This window comes from Nocardia sp. CWNU-33 (genome assembly GCF_046764895.1).
In the GTDB taxonomy this organism is placed as follows: Bacteria; Actinomycetota; Actinomycetes; order Mycobacteriales; family Mycobacteriaceae; genus Nocardia.
On record NZ_JBKOQN010000016.1, the window covers coordinates 1 to 16,357 of the forward strand.

At 63.7% G+C, this 16,357-nt stretch carries 18 protein-coding genes and 2 pseudogenes; 9 read left to right on the forward strand and 11 right to left on the reverse strand.

What is annotated here, in order from left to right:
• On the reverse strand, positions 1-801 hold an 801-nt coding region (locus ACLMAL_RS21675; RefSeq protein WP_412000745.1), incomplete at its 3' end, for a recombinase family protein.
• Between the two features lie 106 nt (positions 802-907).
• Between ACLMAL_RS21675 and ACLMAL_RS21680 the strand changes: the two are divergent.
• From ACLMAL_RS21680 to ACLMAL_RS21690, 3 genes and pseudogenes are all read left to right on the forward strand, one after another.
• Positions 908-1,033, forward strand: a pseudogene (locus tag ACLMAL_RS21680) (exodeoxyribonuclease III); the annotation flags it as partial.
• A gap of 58 nt (positions 1,034-1,091) precedes the next feature.
• Entirely contained in the window at positions 1,092-1,604 is a 513-nt protein-coding gene (locus ACLMAL_RS21685) for a ribonuclease domain-containing protein (RefSeq protein WP_412000746.1), read from the forward strand.
• Positions 1,604-2,110 (forward strand): barstar family protein, encoded by a 507-nt coding sequence (locus ACLMAL_RS21690; RefSeq protein ID WP_412000747.1) that lies wholly within the window; start codon positions 1,604-1,606, stop codon positions 2,108-2,110. The genes ACLMAL_RS21685 and ACLMAL_RS21690 overlap by 1 nt, the downstream gene beginning before the upstream one ends.
• A gap of 66 nt (positions 2,111-2,176) precedes the next feature.
• On the opposite strand, the gene ACLMAL_RS21695 is transcribed toward ACLMAL_RS21690, so the two are convergent.
• A complete protein-coding gene (locus ACLMAL_RS21695; RefSeq protein ID WP_412000748.1) occupies positions 2,177-2,806 on the reverse strand; it encodes a TetR/AcrR family transcriptional regulator in 630 nt (209 codons plus the stop codon).
• A 107-nt stretch (positions 2,807-2,913) separates the two neighbouring features.
• On the opposite strand from ACLMAL_RS21695, the gene ACLMAL_RS21700 reads away from it, so the two are divergent.
• The 3 genes from ACLMAL_RS21700 (at position 2,914) to yhjD (ending at position 6,039) form a co-directional block, all read left to right on the forward strand.
• On the forward strand, positions 2,914-3,882 hold the full coding sequence (locus tag ACLMAL_RS21700) for an oxygenase MpaB family protein (RefSeq protein WP_412000749.1): 969 nt from the start codon (positions 2,914-2,916) through the stop codon (positions 3,880-3,882).
• A gap of 21 nt (positions 3,883-3,903) precedes the next feature.
• Positions 3,904-4,938: a tryptophan--tRNA ligase gene (gene trpS, locus ACLMAL_RS21705; protein ID WP_412000750.1), complete on the forward strand. Its 1,035-nt coding sequence runs from the start codon at positions 3,904-3,906 to the stop codon at positions 4,936-4,938.
• Between the two features lie 66 nt (positions 4,939-5,004).
• Entirely contained in the window at positions 5,005-6,039 is a 1,035-nt protein-coding gene (gene yhjD, locus ACLMAL_RS21710; RefSeq protein ID WP_412000873.1) for an inner membrane protein YhjD, read from the forward strand.
• A gap of 125 nt (positions 6,040-6,164) precedes the next feature.
• On the opposite strand, the gene ACLMAL_RS21715 is transcribed toward yhjD, so the two are convergent.
• The 4 genes from ACLMAL_RS21715 to ACLMAL_RS21730 are packed head-to-tail and all read right to left on the reverse strand — an operon-like array spanning position 6,165 to position 9,281.
• Positions 6,165-6,875, reverse strand: a complete 711-nt coding sequence (locus ACLMAL_RS21715; RefSeq protein ID WP_412000751.1) for an ESX secretion-associated protein EspG — start codon at positions 6,873-6,875, stop codon at positions 6,165-6,167.
• Positions 6,872-8,266 carry a hypothetical protein gene (locus tag ACLMAL_RS21720; RefSeq protein ID WP_412000752.1) on the reverse strand — a complete coding sequence of 465 codons (1,395 nt, stop codon included), beginning with the start codon at positions 8,264-8,266 and terminating at the stop codon, positions 6,872-6,874. Before ACLMAL_RS21720 ends, ACLMAL_RS21715 begins: the two co-directional genes overlap by 4 nt.
• A gap of 2 nt (positions 8,267-8,268) precedes the next feature.
• Positions 8,269-8,910 carry a DUF3558 domain-containing protein gene (locus ACLMAL_RS21725; RefSeq protein WP_412000753.1) on the reverse strand — a complete coding sequence of 214 codons (642 nt, stop codon included), beginning with the start codon at positions 8,908-8,910 and terminating at the stop codon, positions 8,269-8,271.
• Positions 8,911-8,912: 2 nt separating this feature from the next.
• A complete protein-coding gene (locus ACLMAL_RS21730) occupies positions 8,913-9,281 on the reverse strand; it encodes a hypothetical protein (RefSeq protein WP_412000754.1) in 369 nt (122 codons plus the stop codon).
• 356 nt (positions 9,282-9,637) lie between these two features.
• Here ACLMAL_RS21730 and ACLMAL_RS21735 point away from each other — a divergent pair, with 356 nt between their 5' ends.
• The 3 genes and pseudogenes from ACLMAL_RS21735 (at position 9,638) to ACLMAL_RS21745 (ending at position 12,112) form a co-directional block, all read left to right on the forward strand.
• Complete coding sequence (locus ACLMAL_RS21735) at positions 9,638-10,519, forward strand: helix-turn-helix domain-containing protein (protein WP_412000755.1); 882 nt, start codon at positions 9,638-9,640, stop codon at positions 10,517-10,519.
• Positions 10,519-10,719: a DUF397 domain-containing protein gene (locus ACLMAL_RS21740; RefSeq protein ID WP_412000756.1), complete on the forward strand. Its 201-nt coding sequence runs from the start codon at positions 10,519-10,521 to the stop codon at positions 10,717-10,719. The genes ACLMAL_RS21735 and ACLMAL_RS21740 overlap by 1 nt, the downstream gene beginning before the upstream one ends.
• A gap of 709 nt (positions 10,720-11,428) precedes the next feature.
• Positions 11,429-12,112 (forward strand): annotated as a pseudogene (locus ACLMAL_RS21745) (SDR family NAD(P)-dependent oxidoreductase).
• A 10-nt stretch (positions 12,113-12,122) separates the two neighbouring features.
• Here the strand turns inward: ACLMAL_RS21745 and ACLMAL_RS21750 are convergent.
• From ACLMAL_RS21750 to ACLMAL_RS21770, 5 genes are all read right to left on the reverse strand, one after another.
• Positions 12,123-12,533: a hypothetical protein gene (locus tag ACLMAL_RS21750; protein WP_412000757.1), complete on the reverse strand. Its 411-nt coding sequence runs from the start codon at positions 12,531-12,533 to the stop codon at positions 12,123-12,125.
• A 2-nt stretch (positions 12,534-12,535) separates the two neighbouring features.
• Complete coding sequence (locus ACLMAL_RS21755) at positions 12,536-13,315, reverse strand: hypothetical protein (protein ID WP_412000758.1); 780 nt, start codon at positions 13,313-13,315, stop codon at positions 12,536-12,538.
• Between the two features lie 14 nt (positions 13,316-13,329).
• A complete protein-coding gene (locus ACLMAL_RS21760; protein ID WP_412000759.1) occupies positions 13,330-13,641 on the reverse strand; it encodes a hypothetical protein in 312 nt (103 codons plus the stop codon).
• Complete coding sequence (locus ACLMAL_RS21765; RefSeq protein ID WP_412000760.1) at positions 13,641-14,234, reverse strand: hypothetical protein; 594 nt, start codon at positions 14,232-14,234, stop codon at positions 13,641-13,643. Before ACLMAL_RS21765 ends, ACLMAL_RS21760 begins: the two co-directional genes overlap by 1 nt.
• An 824-nt stretch (positions 14,235-15,058) precedes the next feature.
• Positions 15,059-16,357 carry a D-alanyl-D-alanine carboxypeptidase family protein gene (locus ACLMAL_RS21770; protein ID WP_412000761.1) on the reverse strand — a complete coding sequence of 433 codons (1,299 nt, stop codon included), beginning with the start codon at positions 16,355-16,357 and terminating at the stop codon, positions 15,059-15,061.

Below are 16,357 nucleotides of genomic sequence, written 5' to 3' on the forward strand. Positions count from 1 at the left end.
GCTCAAAGACCGCGACCTCGGCCGCGTTCCCGCTGCCGGAACAACAGAAGAATGAACCATCAACCCACCGGCCAGGGGGTCAGGATTCGGATTCCGGAAAGTGGTCATGATTCGCGTTCCGTTGACATTCCCGACACTCGACTGATTCCAAGTGTCGGACACCTGAGTTTTCCGGCTAGCGCCTTCTTTGTGGTAGTACCGGGCGGGTGTAGGGAACCCATCAGCTGTAAGCCGTGCGGCTATCTCAATCTGAGACTTGCCCTGCATCGTCATTTCCCCCATGATCCGCACAGCCTTGGATGAAACAGGGTCAATCTCCAGGGTCTTACCTGCCCGAGGGTGGTCAACGATTCGGTAGCCGTACGGTGGTTGGCCTCCGGGCCAACGGTCCATCTTCCGCAGTGCAGTGTGTGAGTCTTTGACGCGGGTAGAGAGTGTGCCCGCTTCCAGCTCTGCCAGTGCGGCAATGATTGCCACCATCGCTTTGCCGAACGGTGTGCCCAGGTCGAAACCTTCGGTAGCTGAAACCAACGATTTGCCGTTGTCCTCGCACCACGCGATAAGGTCGGCTAGATCCTTGGACGAGCGCACCAGGCGGTCAAGCCTCCACGCTACGATCACGTCGAACTCATGCGCTCGGTTCTTCAACCAGTTGCCTAGCTCCGGCCGGTCGAACGGTGAGTACTTGGTGGCCGACACGTCAAGGTCGGTCGCTACGCCTGCCTCTGTCCATCCGCGCGCCTGCGCGGTGTTCCTGCCGTGCTCCAGCTGCCGGGCGGGTGACGTAGATTCGTCTGTCATGACGGATAGCCGCGCTACCAGCAAGGCGCGTAACGGGGTCTGCATCTCGGTTCCTTTCCTGTTCAAGGGTGATTCTATGGGTTGTAGAACTGATTCGATTCGTGGGCGCATCGACTATCAACTCGCCCGTGGCGACCTGGCAGCCCGAGCCGAGCAAGCCGTCGTCGAGCGCGCCGCCGCCTACGATCAGCGCTGGTCGGACCACGCTCCGGTCACGGTGCAGTACCGATGAGCGACCGAAATATGTGCCCCCACACTCTTGTCATCGGTACGGTCGGTAGGTGGTTGCGATGATCGCAGGAAAGCGTGGCACGTACACGGTGCTCGGCGTCCTGGCCGTACTGATCGCGGTCGTCGGACTCATCGCGCTCAATCGTGGCGGCGACGGCGGCTCGGTCCTCGGCTCGGCGACCTCGAGTGCCCGCAGTGCGCCTACGACGCAGGCCAAACCACCTGCCGCGGGCGGTACCACGACACCGCTACTCGCGGGCACCACCGCACCGGCCGCGTCCCGTGCCCCCGGTGTGCCCGACCGCGCGTACGCGACCCTGGCCGAGATCGACGCGGGCCGCTGGCCGGACTCCGCGAACGCACCCGGCACCAAGGGCGGTGATCGGTGGATGAATCGTGCGGGCACCCTGGCCGCCAGGGATTCCGCAGGCAAGCCGATCACCTATCAGGAATGGGATGTGAATCCCAAGCAACGCAACCGATCCCGGGATGCCGAACGGATCGTCACCGGTAGCGACGGCTCCGCTTGGTACACCGGTGACCACTACGAGACCTTCGCGAGGATGCGCTGATGGCCGAGCCGATCCCGTTGTCGCAGTTCCTCGCCCGTCCCGGCGACGCCGAATCCGGTCCCGCCGCCGGTCCGGTCGCCGCGCCCGCACTCGGCGCGCTCGCCATCGACGCCGCGGAGCTGAGCGCACTGCGCTATCGCGCTCCCTCCGGCTATGTGGTGCGCGAACTGCGCGGACCGAAGATGCACACCACCATGGGCGTTTTCGATGAGTTCGCCGCCGCGTTCCAATTCCCCTACTACTTCGGCGAGAACAAGGACGCCTTCGACGAATGCCTGCGCGACCTGGATGATTTTGTCGGCGAGGCAGCCGGATACGTTGCTGTGATTCGGAATTCGTCCTCGATACTCATCGAGCAGCCGGACGAGCGTGAGTGGTTCGCCGAGGCCCTCGACGACTGCGCCGGTTACTGGTCGAGGAGGGACATCGTCTTCCGTGTCGTTCTCCAAGGCGAACCGATGCTTCCGAAGGCCGTTGCGCTGATCTCCGATATCGCGACGCTCTGACAAGTCGACGCCTCGGCACCGGCCCTTGTCCCATTCGGTGACTTCGGTGCGGGACCCGCGCCCCGGTCAGGTCAGTCGGCGCGCGAGATCCTCGCCGAGCAGCACGAAGACATCGGTCGTGTGCTCGATGAGTTCGTCGCGTGTCAGCGGCAGATCATTCTGTAGCCAGGCGGTCAGGGTCTGGACGAGCCCACCGACGAGATAGGTGGCGCGGAAGTCGATCGAGGGGTCCGGCGGGTCGGCGACACCGTAGAAATCGATGCCCTCCGCGGCCACGAGCCGGGCGAAAGCGCGCACCGTCTGATTCGTGCGTGCGCGCAGTTCCGGCGTCGCCATGCCCGCGACCAGCGCGACCTTGGCCTTGCGCGGGTCGTCGGTGAGTAGATGGATGCCCGCGGTGATCGCGGCGTGCGCCTTGGCGCGCGTGTCGTCGGGCGCGGCGTGCAATGCTGCGACGATCGCGCCCGCCAATTCCTCGGCGATCCCGTCGACCAGCGCGCTCAGCACCGCGTCACGGCTGTCGAAGCTCTCGTAGTAGTACCGCTCGTTGAGCCCGGCCTGCGCACACAGTCCGGAGACGGTCAGCTTGGCGAGGCCATCGGTGCCGATGATCTCCAGCGCGGCGTCCAACAGTGCCGCGCGCCGTTGCGCCCGCCGCTCGTCTGCGGAAATTCCGCCGTAGGTCCGCTGTGCCACTGCTCGATTCTGACAGCGCCGGATCGGCCGCGCTGCAACGCGCCGGTATGGGATTGGTGTGGTCGCAATTCTGGCATGACCCATTGCCAGAATTGAGATTCTGGTGGATGCTGTTGCCAGATGCGCTCGACGAGGAGGCAGCAATGTCCGCACCCGGTTATTTCGCCGACAATTCCATGGCACGGCGGGTCATGAGCAAGCGAGCGGTCGGGCTCACCTATGGGCAGCGTGCCCTGGTGATCGGGGCCGTGCACCCGCTGCTCTATGTCGGGACCGCCGAGAACACCGAGCATCGGATGACGCCCTACACCCGGCTCGCACTCACCGGCAAGCTGTTCGAGGCGGTGTTCCTCGGTAGCAAGGACGAGGCCGATCGGGCGCTGGCGTTCACCCGCAACAAGCACAGCAAGGTGCGCGGGGCGCTGCCCGAAGACGCGGGTTCGCACCATCCGGCGGGCACCGGCTACTCCGCGTCCGATCCCCACCTGATGTTCATGACCATGGCATTCGCCTTCGATTCCGCCGAGGTCATGTACGACCTGCTGGTCCGGCCGCTGACCGATGGCGAACGCGAAGCGCTGTACCAGGACTACGTGCGTTGGGCGGAACTGTTCGGCATGCCGCGCGAGGCAGCGCCGGGCAGCTACCCGATGTTCCGCAAGTATTTCGACGCCTACCTCCGCTCCGACGAGCTGTTCCTCACCGACGAGGCCAGACTGGTCGGCTCCTACCTGGCCGGGCAGCGAGTGCCCTATCCGCAGCGAATGCCGTTACAGCAGGTCACCTCCGCGTTCTTCCTGCTGGTGCAGGGCAGCCTGCCTGCGCGCATCCGCGATATGTACGGCATGCGGTGGGGGATCGCCGAGCAGATCGCCTACGGCGCACTCGCCACGGCCGTCCGCACGGCGCACATTGCTCCACCGTTGGTGCCGCCGGTGCTGCGCGGCACGTTGGCCGGTCCGAGTGCGCCGGTCTACCGGCTGGTGTCTCGGCGCGAACACGAACTGGCGCGTACCGGACGCCCGAGCATGCCCGGCGTCGACCCGCGCAACTGGGCGGCGCGAAATTCCGCTTGAGCGCCGTGCGAAGATCGCAGTATGTCCAGTCCTGCTCAGACGACCCCGGCCGCTGAACGTAAACAGCGGGTGCTGTCCGGGATCCAGCCGACCAGCTCGTCCTTCCATCTCGGCAACTACCTTGGGGCGCTGCAGTACTGGGTGACCATGCAGGACGACTACGACGCGCTGTACTTCATCCCGGACCTGCACGCCATCACCGTGCCGCAAGATCCCAAGGAACTGCGCGCACGGACGCGGGGCGCGGCAGCGCAGCTGCTCGCGCTCGGCATCGATCCCAAGCGTTCCACCTTGTTCGTGCAGAGTCAGGTGCCTGAGCACGCCGAGCTGGCCTGGGTGCTCAGCTGCATCACCGGCTTCGGTGAGGCGAGCCGGATGACCCAGTTCAAGGACAAGTCGGTCAAACAGGGCGCGGAGAACGCGACCGTCGGGCTGTTCACCTATCCGGTGCTGATGGCCTCGGACATCCTGCTCTACCGCGCGCACCAGGTGCCGGTCGGCGAGGATCAGCGCCAGCATCTGGAGCTGACCCGAAACCTGGCCCAGCGCTTCAACACTCGGTTCAAGAAGACCTTCGTGGTGCCGGAGGCGCACATCACCAAGGGCACCGCCAAGATCTACGACCTGCAGGACCCCACCGCGAAGATGAGCAAGTCGGCCTCCTCCGACGCCGGGCTGATCAATCTGCTCGACGACCCGAAGGTCACCGCCAAGAAGATCCGCTCCGCGGTCACCGACACCGAGCGTGAGATCCGCTACGACCCGGAGCAGAAGCCGGGCGTCAGCAACCTGTTGGTGATTCTGAACTCGCTGAGTGGCACGCCGATCGTCACGCTGGAACAGGATTACGCGGGCAAGGGCTACGGCGATCTGAAGTCCGACGTCGCCGACGCGCTGGTCGAATTTGTCACGCCGCTGCGGGCGAAGGTGGGAGAGTACTTGGCAGATCAGGGCGAACTCGACCGCATCCTCTCCGCCGGTGCCGAGCGGGCGCGTGAGATCGCCGGCAACACCCTCGCACAGGTATACGACCGGGTGGGGCTGCTGCCCCGCTAGTCCGCTGGCGACTGCTCGCAAGTCGGTCGAAAACAACCCGGCGGGGTCTCTGTGAAGGGGCAACTGGTGCAGGCGATCGACAACATCAAGGCGTGGCTCGAGCGGCGGATCCAGCGGCGCCCCTGGCTGGACCATCTGGTCCGAGCGGGTGGGCGATACCAGCGGCAGCGGGGTGACTTCTACGCGGCGGGCATCACGTATTTCACGGTGCTGTCGCTGATTCCGCTATTGATGGTCGCCTTCGCGGTCGCGGGGTTCGTGTTGTCCAGCCACCAGGAACTGCTCACCGAATTGCAGGACAAGATCGTGGAGAACATGCCGGGCTCGCTCGGCACCCAGCTCAACGATCTGATCGATCAGGCGGTTCGTTCCAGGGGGACCGTCGGCACGCTCGGCCTGCTCGCCGGTTTTTACACCGGACTCGGCTGGATGGCCCATCTGCGGGCGGCGCTGACCGAGCAATGGGATCAGAAGAGCCCGGACAGCAATTGGTTCCTGACCAAGCTGTCGGACCTCCGTGCGCTCGTCGGGCTCGGTCTCGCCTTCGTGGTGTCGATCGGCCTTTCCGCACTCGGCTCCAGCACGCTCGGTGCGCGGTTGCTGATCAGTCTCGGTCTTTCCCATCTGCCCGGTGCTCGGCTGTTGCTGATCCTCGCGTCGATCCTGCTCGGATTCCTGGCGTCCTGGGCGGTTTTCGCCTGGATCATCGCGCGCCTGCCACGGGAGCCGGTCACGCTGAAGAGCGCGGCCAAGGCGGCGGCGCTGGGGGCCGTGGTCTTCGAGATCTTCAAATACGTAGCATCCATCTACCTGCAAAAAGTGCTGAGCAGCCCCGCGGGCGCCGCCTTCGGTTCGATCATCGGTCTGATGGTCTTCAGTTACGTCACCTATCGGATCATCCTGTTCGCCACGGCATGGGCCGCGACCGCGTCGGATAATCTGCGGGACGCGGAGATCGCCCCGCCCGCACCCGCGGTGATCGCACCACGGATGGCAGGGCCGGGCTCATCGATGAGCACTGTCGCTGCTTCTTTCGGTGCCGGTGCCCTTGCCGCCCTCGCCCTTTCGGAACTGCGCAAGGTTTCCGGCCGCCGTCGCTGACCCGCTCTGCACGCCTTTTGGTCGTAGCGGACGGTCAGTAGGTGCGCGAGAGATGTTTGTGCGCCGGATACGGCTGGGCGGATAGCTTTTGTGCGGGTAGGTATTCGGTGGATAGGTGGTTGGCACTACCGAACGGCGTGTGCCAGGCGGCTTATTTCGCGACCTATCGTGGCCTGGTCGCAGGGCACGATGTGGAATTCGTTGTACTGGCGGCGGTAGAGATAACGCCCGTCGCCGTCGACATCGAACCAGTTCAGGTACTCCGGTGCGGACGGTCGCGCACCGCGCAAGTCGCGGAGGGCTTCCAGGGTTCCGGACCCGGATCGGGGGGCGCGAAGCAGGCGGCAGATGCGGTCGGCCGCGGTTTCCTTTGTGCCGGTCCAGGATTCGAGGCCCACGCGCAGAAGCTCGAGGTCTTCGGCGATGGCGCGATGGCGACCGGGCGACACGTTGCCGAGCACGGCGGTGAACACCTTGGGCACGATCGCCGAGGTGCCGACCTCGATGACGACATTGCCGCCGAAATCTTTTGTGGGGCCGGGGCGTTGGACCAGTGTGACGCCGACGTCGGCGTCGATCGCGCCGTATGCCCGTATCGGACGGGTCCGGGTTCCGGTGAGCGCCAACGATGTTTCGGGATCAGCCGCCACCCGCAACACGGCCGATAGGTCCGGGTCGCCGTGCGGCGGGAGACGTTGGTCGAGTTGGCGGGTGAGCTGTTCGTGTTCGTCTTCCCACCGCGTCGACGCGATCAGGCGCAGCGGGAACGGATACCGGTCCGTTCCCGTCTCCCGCCAGATATGCATGAACTCGTCGGACGTGAACTCCCACATCATTGGTAGCGGTCTTCGTTGCTCGAGCGCTGCGGCGGACTTTGCTGGGCTGCCGGCGCGTCATCGCCGATCGTCGGCGGCACCATTCGCTGGGGTGCGCCGAGTAGTTCTTCTTCACGATTCACGATCAGGTAGTCGGGGGTTTTGCGAGCCGACTCGGAGTCGTCTTGCTTTTTCCCCGCACCGGCCGACGGCATGCCGGACATGCCGGGCCGACCGGCTGCCCCCGCGCGATTGGCCGCGGAAGCCGTTGCCGCGGCTGGACTTCCAGCGGTCGGTAGGCCGCTGATGCTGCGTCCTGGGCTCGGAGTGCCGATCCCACCGGGCCCGGGTGTGCCGGGTTTGGATGGGCCGCCACCTCCGGGTGGGGATGTGCCGGGGCCGCCGGGTGGGGACGTGCCGGGGCTGCCCGGCTGCCCCGAACCGAGCGCTCCCGCGTCGGGAACGGTCGCCGCGGCGGGCGCGGTACTGGCACTGGGGGTGGTGGGGGTCTGCGCCGATTGCTGCTCAGCGCTCGAATTCTGGCCGGACCCGGCGGGTTCCACCGAGGTCGGGGGCTCCGATGTCGGTTGATCGCCCGGGTTGCCGCCACCGCTGCCATTACCGCCACCGCCGCCATTGCCATTGCCACCGCCGGGATCGCCGCCGCCTCCACCGTCACCCGGCAGCGCGACGGGCACGAAGGTTGGGACTCCGGTCCCGGCAGGCCCATAGGACGGTTTGTAGCTGTTGTTCATGGTGTCGATCGCCGTGCGGTAAAGCGCCTCCACACCGCGTTGATAGGCAACCTCAGAGCTGTCTCCGTCACCTACCAGCCCCGCACCCACCGCGGAGATGATCACCTGCGCCGGGTCCAGCGTGGTCGGTGAGCCCGCCTGCCCTTGCGCCGCGCTCGGCGGCGGCACCGACATCTTGACGACCTCGGCGGCGTGCGCGACTCCCTTTACCCGGTGCCCGCAGGTACTGATCACCTGCTGGACGTCGCTGGCCTGCTGGTAGAACTTCTGCGCGGCGGCGAGAGCCGCGTCGGCCATCTGTCCCTCCACACCGTCGGCCAGGGCCTTCTGGATCGCGATATGCATGCCGAGCAGTCCGCCGCTCAGCGTGTCGGCGATGCTGATCCATGTGTCGGCCTGCTGATGCATGACACCTGGACTCATCTGCGTGACGTTGCGGTAGATCTCCTCGTGCGTGTGTCCCTCGAACTGCTCCATCCGGGCGATATACGCCGGATCGGCACCGTTGTCGGAAACCGACTGCTGAGCCCCCTCCGCGCCCTGCTGCTGGGCACGCGATCGCGAACTCGGCTGGGCGACATCGGGTTTGGTGCCTGCACCGAAGGTGCTCAGTGCGGCCGGATTGTCATTGATATTGATGTAGACAGGTCCGGTCATGGTTAGTTGCCCTTGCCGATTTCCGGCTCGATGGTGGTGGCGATGTCGAGCAGGCCGTCACAGGGGTCGGTACCTCGTGGGGCCCGCTCGGTCAGATCGACGGCGACCTGCACGAAACCCACCTTGGTTCGTACGTCGATCTGGCAGCTGCGCCGTAGGGCCGTGGCTGGATCCCGGACCAACAAGGCTTCGCGGCCGTTGACGGTGGTCTGCTCGCTGTATGAGCCGACCTTTCTGGCGTTTTCCTCCCAGGTCGCGTTTCCTGAGTTCAAACTCAGGTCTCTTGTGGGCGAAGAGAAGTCGCAGGTCAGGAAGCTGTACTCGGCAACCAGGTCATCGGCGCGTTTCCGGGAGGCGGAATCGAATCCAGCCTTTTGAATGGTTTCATCACTGATCCATGTGCAGGGATCGAAGACGACCTTGGGGCGTCCTGTGCTAGCGGTGTACTTGTTGTCCTGCGGTGGCGGCTGGAGCTTCAGGGCCGTGAGCGTCGGCCGGGTCGATGGCTCGCCGGTGGACGACGCGGTTGCCTGCGTTGAGTCGGCGGTAGGTTGTGCCGCGCCGTTGTCAGCTGAACAGCTCGCTACCAGCGAGGTCACCGCTATTGTCGCCAGCGTCAGTGAAGCCTTGCGGATTCCTGTCATGGCTACTGCGCCTCCGAGGTAGCGGTGTTGATCGAGTTCGCGTACATAGCGTCGGCTTCCTCTACTAACTGACCGGCTCGCAGGTAGGCCGCCGCCATCTTGAGGGCTGCTTCTCTCATTCCGTTGAGTGCCTCCGTCATCTTCGCTGCCTTGTCGGAGAACCCTGATTGCAGTTGCTGGGCTGAGTCGAATCCACCAAAGCCATTGAGTCGATGCAAATCAAATGACCGCTTGATCTGCGGGCTCAGGGTCGTGTCGACCAATCTGGTGTAGACCTCCGCGCACCGTCGGGCGGCATCGGCCTCCATCCGGAATGTTCCCCCTACGGCCTGCTGGTACAGCGCGTTCGCCGCCGACTGCCCCACTTCCATCGCCTGGCCCTCCCTTGGCATCTGCCCGGTCACTTTACTGGACGCACGAGATAGGCGATCGGTTCCCTCGGGACGCGGGGGTCGGTTCAACTGGGTCCGGTCCTGCGGTTTTGTCGCGTGTCGCCGCTCAGTACGCCGATGCCAACTGGGACCACGTGCGTGAATCGGGCTCGTAGCGGATCGGACCGGGGCATCGAATGGGACTGTGCTGGTGCCCAACTGGGCTGCGGATCGCTGTGAAATGCAATTCTTCCTGGGGTTATGTCCTGATTGCATGCGAATTCGCGGTGTTGCCACTCTGCGGGATTGCGGCGTGGTCTGCTGGTGCGAGCGATGAAACCTGATTGGAGGCGGGCATGTCGGAGGACGGATCGACCCTGGCACGGCGACAGCTGGGGAAGTATCTGCGCAGTGGGCGCGAGGAGTGCGGGCTCACGCTTCAGCAGGCGGCCGAATTGATCGAGCGCAGTGCCAGCACGCTGCAACGTATCGAGAAGGGTGTGGTGTCGCGTCTGCGCGGTGCCGATCTCGAGGCGCTGAGCAAGATCTACCAGTTCGACGCGGACCACGCAGCGGCGATGAATGGCCTTGCGGCACAGGCAAACGAGCAGAGCTGGTGGCGTGAGTACGGCGACGTGATTCCGAAGGGCTTCCATATCTACGCGGGTCTGGAAGCCGCGGCGTGCAAGCTGACGACCTATGAGCCCGAATTCGTGCCGGGCTTGCTACAGACTTCCGCATATGCCAGTGGGGTGATACGTGCCGCGCATCCGGAGGGCGATGCGGAGGAGCACGCACGTCGGGTTCAGTTCCGTATGCGGCGGCAGGCCCGTATCACTCGGAAATACAGGCCAACAACACTTGACGTCATCGTGCGAGAGTCGGTACTCAGGGGCGTGGTCGGTGGCCCCAGGGTCATGGCCACCCAGCTGAAACATTTGTCGGACATGGGAACTCGGCCCAACGTCAGTGTGCGGGTACTGCCGTTCAGTGTTGGGCTCCCGTTGGGAGAGCAGGTTGGACCTTTTGTTGTCCTCGAGTTCGGTGCCGACCGGACCGGGAGGGAGATCGAACCGCCGGTTGTCTATTCGGAATCCTACCTGGGCGAGTTGTATCTCTCGAAACCTCATATCGTTCGCCAATACCATCAGGCGTACAGTTGCCTTCAGCGAAGCTCTTTGGACACTATAGCCAGTCGAAATCTGTTGCGGCAGGTGGCAAAGGAGTACGAGTCCTGATGGATGAACGATCAAATCTGGTGTGGTTCAAGAGCAGTCGCAGCGATGGCTCCAGGAACTGTGTCGAAGTCGCCTTCCTCCCGAACAGCCTTGTCGGCGTGCGTGATTCGAAGAACCCCTCCGGCCCGGCGCTGACGTTCACCGCTGTCGAGTGGTCGGCCTTCACAAGCGCGGCAACGCGCGGCGAGTTCGATAGGTGACAGCACTGTCCGCGTTCTGCTGAGATTGATGGCTTCGAGTCCATTGAACCCTGACCCAAGCCCAAGCTTTCGGCTGTGGCGCAACACCATCGGCCGTACGTCGCATACCAGCGAGTCGGTGGCTTCGGGCGAATGGCCGCTGGTATGGTCGCGAACTCTCTACCGGCACAAGCGAGTTGAACCGCAAGAAGATGCCAAGGCTCGGGTTGGCGCTGACCTGCCACGTGATCGACAAGCTGTCGGTTCTGCTGTGCAAGGGACGGCACTTCACCTACCAGCGATCGAGTCCTGCCCAACGACCTTCGGCTTGACATCCTCACTGAGACCCACTGTTGTCTCTGGTAGTGGTAGGAAGAAACGCCGTTCACCATAGGATTTACTCATCCTCGCAACGACCCGCCGCCCAGCGAGTCGCTGCGACAATTTGTTCTGAGGGCAGGATGAAAAGGCTCATCTGCTACCGAGCGGCTTGGTGTGTGGTTCCGGAAGTCTCTCGGGGGTTGACTTCGGAGCCGGTCGCGGGTGTTTTCGCCGGTCGGATGTTGGGGCTGGACCATTTCGCAGCGCCGGAACATCACATATTTTGGACTTGCAGGTCCAATTTGTTTGTCGCACAGTGGCACTACGCCCTGGCTTTCCAGGGCCCCGACCGGTCGAACGCCGTGAGGTTCTGCGGTTCGTAGCGGAGACCGAAGCAACGGAGTGGACCATGTCGACGCGCCTCGGGGGCAAGACTGCTCTGGTGACCGGAGCAACCAGCAATATCGGACGGGCCATCGCGGAGGCGTTCGCCGCCGAGGGGGCGCACGTCGTCGTCTCGGGCCGCAGCGCCGGACGCGGCAAGGAGGTCGTCGACGGCATCCGCACCCGAGGCGGCCGCGCTGACTTCGTGCAGGCCGCCCTGGACGGCAGCGCCGCCGCCTCGCAGGCACTGGCCAGGGAGGCGATGCGGGTCCTCGGCGGTGGCATCGACGTCTTGGTCAACAACGCAGGCATCTAACCGAGCGACACCACGGCGGCTACCGACGAGAAGACCTTCGACCAGGTCTACGCGGTCAACGTGAAGGCCCCATTCTTCCTCACTGCGGCAGTCGCACCCGCCATGGTGGAGGCCGGCGGCGGATCGATCATCAACCTGGGCTCGTGGATCGCGCGCTTGGGCATTCCGGTCAGCGCCCTCTACAGCTCCGCCAAGGGAGCCGTGGAAACCCTGACCCGGGCCTGGGCAGCGGAGTTCGGACCGCAGAACGACCCATCGGAAGTTCACCACCTCCGACCTGGACGATCTGCTGGCCCGTCTCGACCAGCACACACTCACCGACCGACACCGAGAATCCTCCGTCGCCCTGGCCGCCTGATCAACCCCCGAAGGACTTCCAGCGCAACCACTTAGCCTGTAAGGCTCACCTGCTACCGAGCGGCTTAGTCGGTTTGACACAGCGTTCATACAGAACGTGGAGACTGCCGATCAGCGCGAAGTAGAGCGGGATTGACAGGATTTCCAGGTTCTCATCCGGTAGCTTGAGAGCCACACCTACTACCACCGCCGCATATGTAGCGAAAAAAGTGCTGCGAAGTGCGACAAGGAGTCGTCCCTGCGGAGGCTCTCGTCTGCTGATCACGATCGCAATCGGCTGCACTACCAGCGCTAACCAGAGCGCAACTCGCTGGACTGGACTGACCCCCATCCAATCACCGAGCGGTGATAGGAGTCCCCACCCGAGCAGGGTGGGCGGGATCGCTCCGAGAACGAGCTCGAACAGGCGCAGCACCTGTTCCCAGGCGGCGACGCTGCGGAAGCCTTCAATGGACACGATTACACGATCTTCCAGTTGGACTTGTTGTCCCCATCAACCGATGCATCACTGAAACTCGACGCCTGCGAGTCCGGCCACTTCCCATCCGGGAAGGTTCTATCGAGCTCGCCAAGGGCTTTTGCCTGTGAGCCGAGAAAGGTAACCAGCGCGCCGATCGCGGCCCAAAGCGCTCCTGTGGATATCCCTGACGTGGCGGCGATATCGGCGATGCTGATACCTGCTCCAACGCCGGAGAGTAGCTCACCGATCGCCCGAGCGAGACCCGCAAGAAATTCCGCACAAATCAGCACCACCCCCGCATAAAAGGCGAGGCCCCCGGTCGCGGACTCCATCATCGCAGCCCTCGCTTTCTCGGCGATGTCCGAAAATGTTCCCGCAGCGCCACTCTGGCTGGTGCATGTCTGCATATACGATGTTCGCGCAGTACCTTCCCAGCTCCGAAGGGCTTGCACATTGTTCGGATCGAGCCCTTGCTTGACTCCGTTTGCTGCATCCCGCACATCCGCCCAGTCCTTGCCTCGCAGGTACATTTCGTACGGTGCGCGCACCCCATGGTATATCTCTGTAATTTTCTCCCATATCCATTTGCTAATTTCGATAATCTTGTCCGCACAGGCCTTGATGACTCGCTGAAGCGCGGGAATTAACCTCACATAAGGGAGATCAAGGGCATCCTCTCTGGCGTTCGGAACATCAACTTTAATCGCCTTATCGACCTTGTCGAGGAACTTGTCCAACCCATCGAGAACTGAATTGTATTGAGAAACATCAAAACTCATAATCAGCTTCCTGGTTACCAAATATTATCGATGCGATGCTTGCCCGCGGCGTCCTCGGCCTCGTAAGTATCTGCGCAAACGCGCAGCACGCCAGCTACGTCGGTGAAGCGCTGGGAAGCTTCGCCCGATCGACTGGCCAAGTTCGTGACAAGGTCATCGTTCGCGCCGACGATAACCTGGAACAATCCCGCTTCAAGGTGGGTGAACGTCAGCATCTGTATCTTTGTCGCTAGACTCGACATGGCGGTTGACTTTTCCTCCCAAACATGCGCATCGTTACGCAATGAGTCGGTGGCAACCTTGAGTTTCTGTGGATCGGCACCCACTAGCTTCCCCTCTTCGAATGATTTTGCATGTTCAGCAGCGCCTGAATAGCATCAGTGGCTAGCCCGAATGCGTTTTTGGCGCCATCGTTTCCAGATGTGAGGCGGCGACGATTGGCCTGGTCGTATGATTCTTTGACTGCCCACGCTATCGCGCCGCCTCCGACCTCCATTCCCCATGGAATTCGGACTATGCAGTCGACAATACTGTTTCGGCTCAACGTGACCGACGCGTAGAGTTCGTCATCCGAACCGGTCGCACCTACGAATTCGCCGAACTTTGCTTCGTCGGGATTGCTGTTCAGCATTTGAAGCGCCTCCTCCAGCAGTTGCTCGGTGGCGACTGTGGGGGAAGGCGTGGGCTCTGGTGGAGCGAACTTTGTCGGTACGACGTCGTCCATGCTCAACGCTTCGAGTCTATCGATAGTGCCGTTTTCGACCGCAGTAGTGCACGTCGATTCGAAACGTTGCTGCTCGGCGTTCTTGAAGGCGTTGACAACGGCTGGACCGATACCACCTTGATCGAGGTATCGGCGCCAATTGTCTGAAACGATAATACGGACCAGTTCTCCTGTGTCCGTGACAGTGACCTCCACCGTTCCTGTGCTATCGCGACTTGTAACGTGGGACGGCCCCGCGGAAAAGACCTCCTGCATAAGACTGGATACTGCTGTGGTAAACCCGTGGAACTGAGCAAGTTCGTTGAGCAGCTTGTCGACTCCTACTAAATCTGGTGTTTGAGGAGGTGTCGTACCGGGTGCGGAAAAGGGGGAGCCCGACGAACTCGATGTCATCGAAGGAGCAGGACCCGCGGGGGTGGTAAAAGGAGGCGGGCTGAACGGGGGCGGCGGGGCAGCGGGACGAGGGGGCGTCGCCGGAGGGGGCGGGCTGACCGGACGGTGTGGAGCCGAGGCCGCAGGAGAGGCTTTGGGCTTCCGTTCGAGGGGGGCATCGTCCCAGTACTCGTCGGGGTCGTCGTAGTGGTTGTAGAACCCTTGGCCTGCCATCAGTGCACCTCACGGCAACCGCTGGCCGTCGACGCGGACAGCGTTCTCTTCTCTGGAATCGGCATCAAACCCCCACTCGCGATACCTGCCGCCAATCCGGCGGACGCTACCACCCTCGTCAGCGTCGTTCGGTTTGTCAAACGTGCCTACGCGGTGCCGCTGCACGAAAGCCTTTGTGAGCCTTAGCTTGTGCGGAATCTGCTGGTTTTTCGTGTTGTTGCGGGTGGTGGCTGGCTGACGTCGTCGGAACTGTGCAAGGTGCCCGGTCGCCGTCGCTGGCCCGCATCGCAGCAGATCGCTGAATCGATGGAACCAAGATCGTTGTTCGCGCGTCGAAACCAACGAACAAGAAAATTACCGATCTAATCCGCTGCTACTGGTGCCCAGAGGGGTGGCACCAGTACCGGCATCGGTCAGTACCGCGACTTGTTCCGGCGGCGGGCGCCGAGGAGCAGGGCAAGAACGAGCACGATGCCGCCGACCACGAGCAGTGTTCTGGTGCCCGAACGGTCGTTGTCCTCGGCACTGGCCTGTACCTCCTGATCGGTGTCCTTCGGCGGTGGGGACGCCAGCACCGCACCGGTTTTCGACGGCTTGGTGCTGCTGTCGGGGAGTTGACCGACGTCGGCGCCCTTGGGGAGGGCGAAGCCGTAGTCGAGGAGGCGGGCGGCCTGGAGGAAGGGGCGTAGCGGCTTGACGTCGGCCTTCAGCAGCGTCACCGCGAGCCTGCGGCCGTCGCGTTCGGCGGCGGCGACGAAGGTCTGCCTGGCGTCGTCGGTGAAGCCGGTCTTGCCGCCGATCGCGCCCTCGTATTCGTACAGCAGGTGATTGTCGTTGCCGATGGGGAAGCCCGGGTGGTCCTTGTCGTCGGGGTTCTCCGGGCTCTTGGGGTAGCCGGGGAAGTCGACCTCCTCGGTGTGGACGAGCTCGGCGAACAGCGGGATCGACATGGCCTCACGGAACAGCACCGTCAGGTCGTAGGCGGAGGTACTCATCCCGGGGCCGTCGAGGCCGGATGGGCTCGCGGTGCGGGTGTCCAAGGCGTGCAAAGACTTTGCCAGTTCGTTCATCTGCGCCACCGCGCCCGCATCCCCGCCGAGCTGAGCCGCGATGGCGTGCGCGGCGTCATTGCCGGACGCCATGATCAGCGCCTGCATCAGCTGCCGGTTGGTGTAGCGGCCGCCGGGACCGATGCCGACCTTGGTGCCGTCGACGTTGGCGTCTTCCTGAGTGCCGGTGACCACCTTGTTCAGATCGAGTTTGCGCAGCGCCACCGTCGCGAGCAGCACCTTGATGGTGCTGGCCGGGCGGTAGCGGCCGTGTGGATCCTTGGCAGCGAGCACCTCGCCGGTGTCCAGATCCGAGACCAGCCAGGCCGTCGCCGAAATATCTTGTGGCACCGGCGGCGCGCCCTTGGGGATCACCACACCGCATTCGCCCATCCGCGCGCCGCCGAGCGGAGGGGAGGGCACGGGCAATGCCGACGGCGTCGGCTCGCCGGGCGAGGGCACCTCGGACTCGTCGATCGGCGCGGGCGGTCTGATCTTCTGCGGGCAGCCGTCGGTGTTCGGGGTGCTGAACGGCGTGGTCGTCGTGCTGCTCGGCGGTGTCGCGGGCGCCGGAGCCGCGGTGGCGCCCCCGGTCACGGCCGCAATGGTCAGTGCGGCGCCGAGGCACAGCGCGGTGCGGAGGTGAAAGTCCCGGATGCTCAT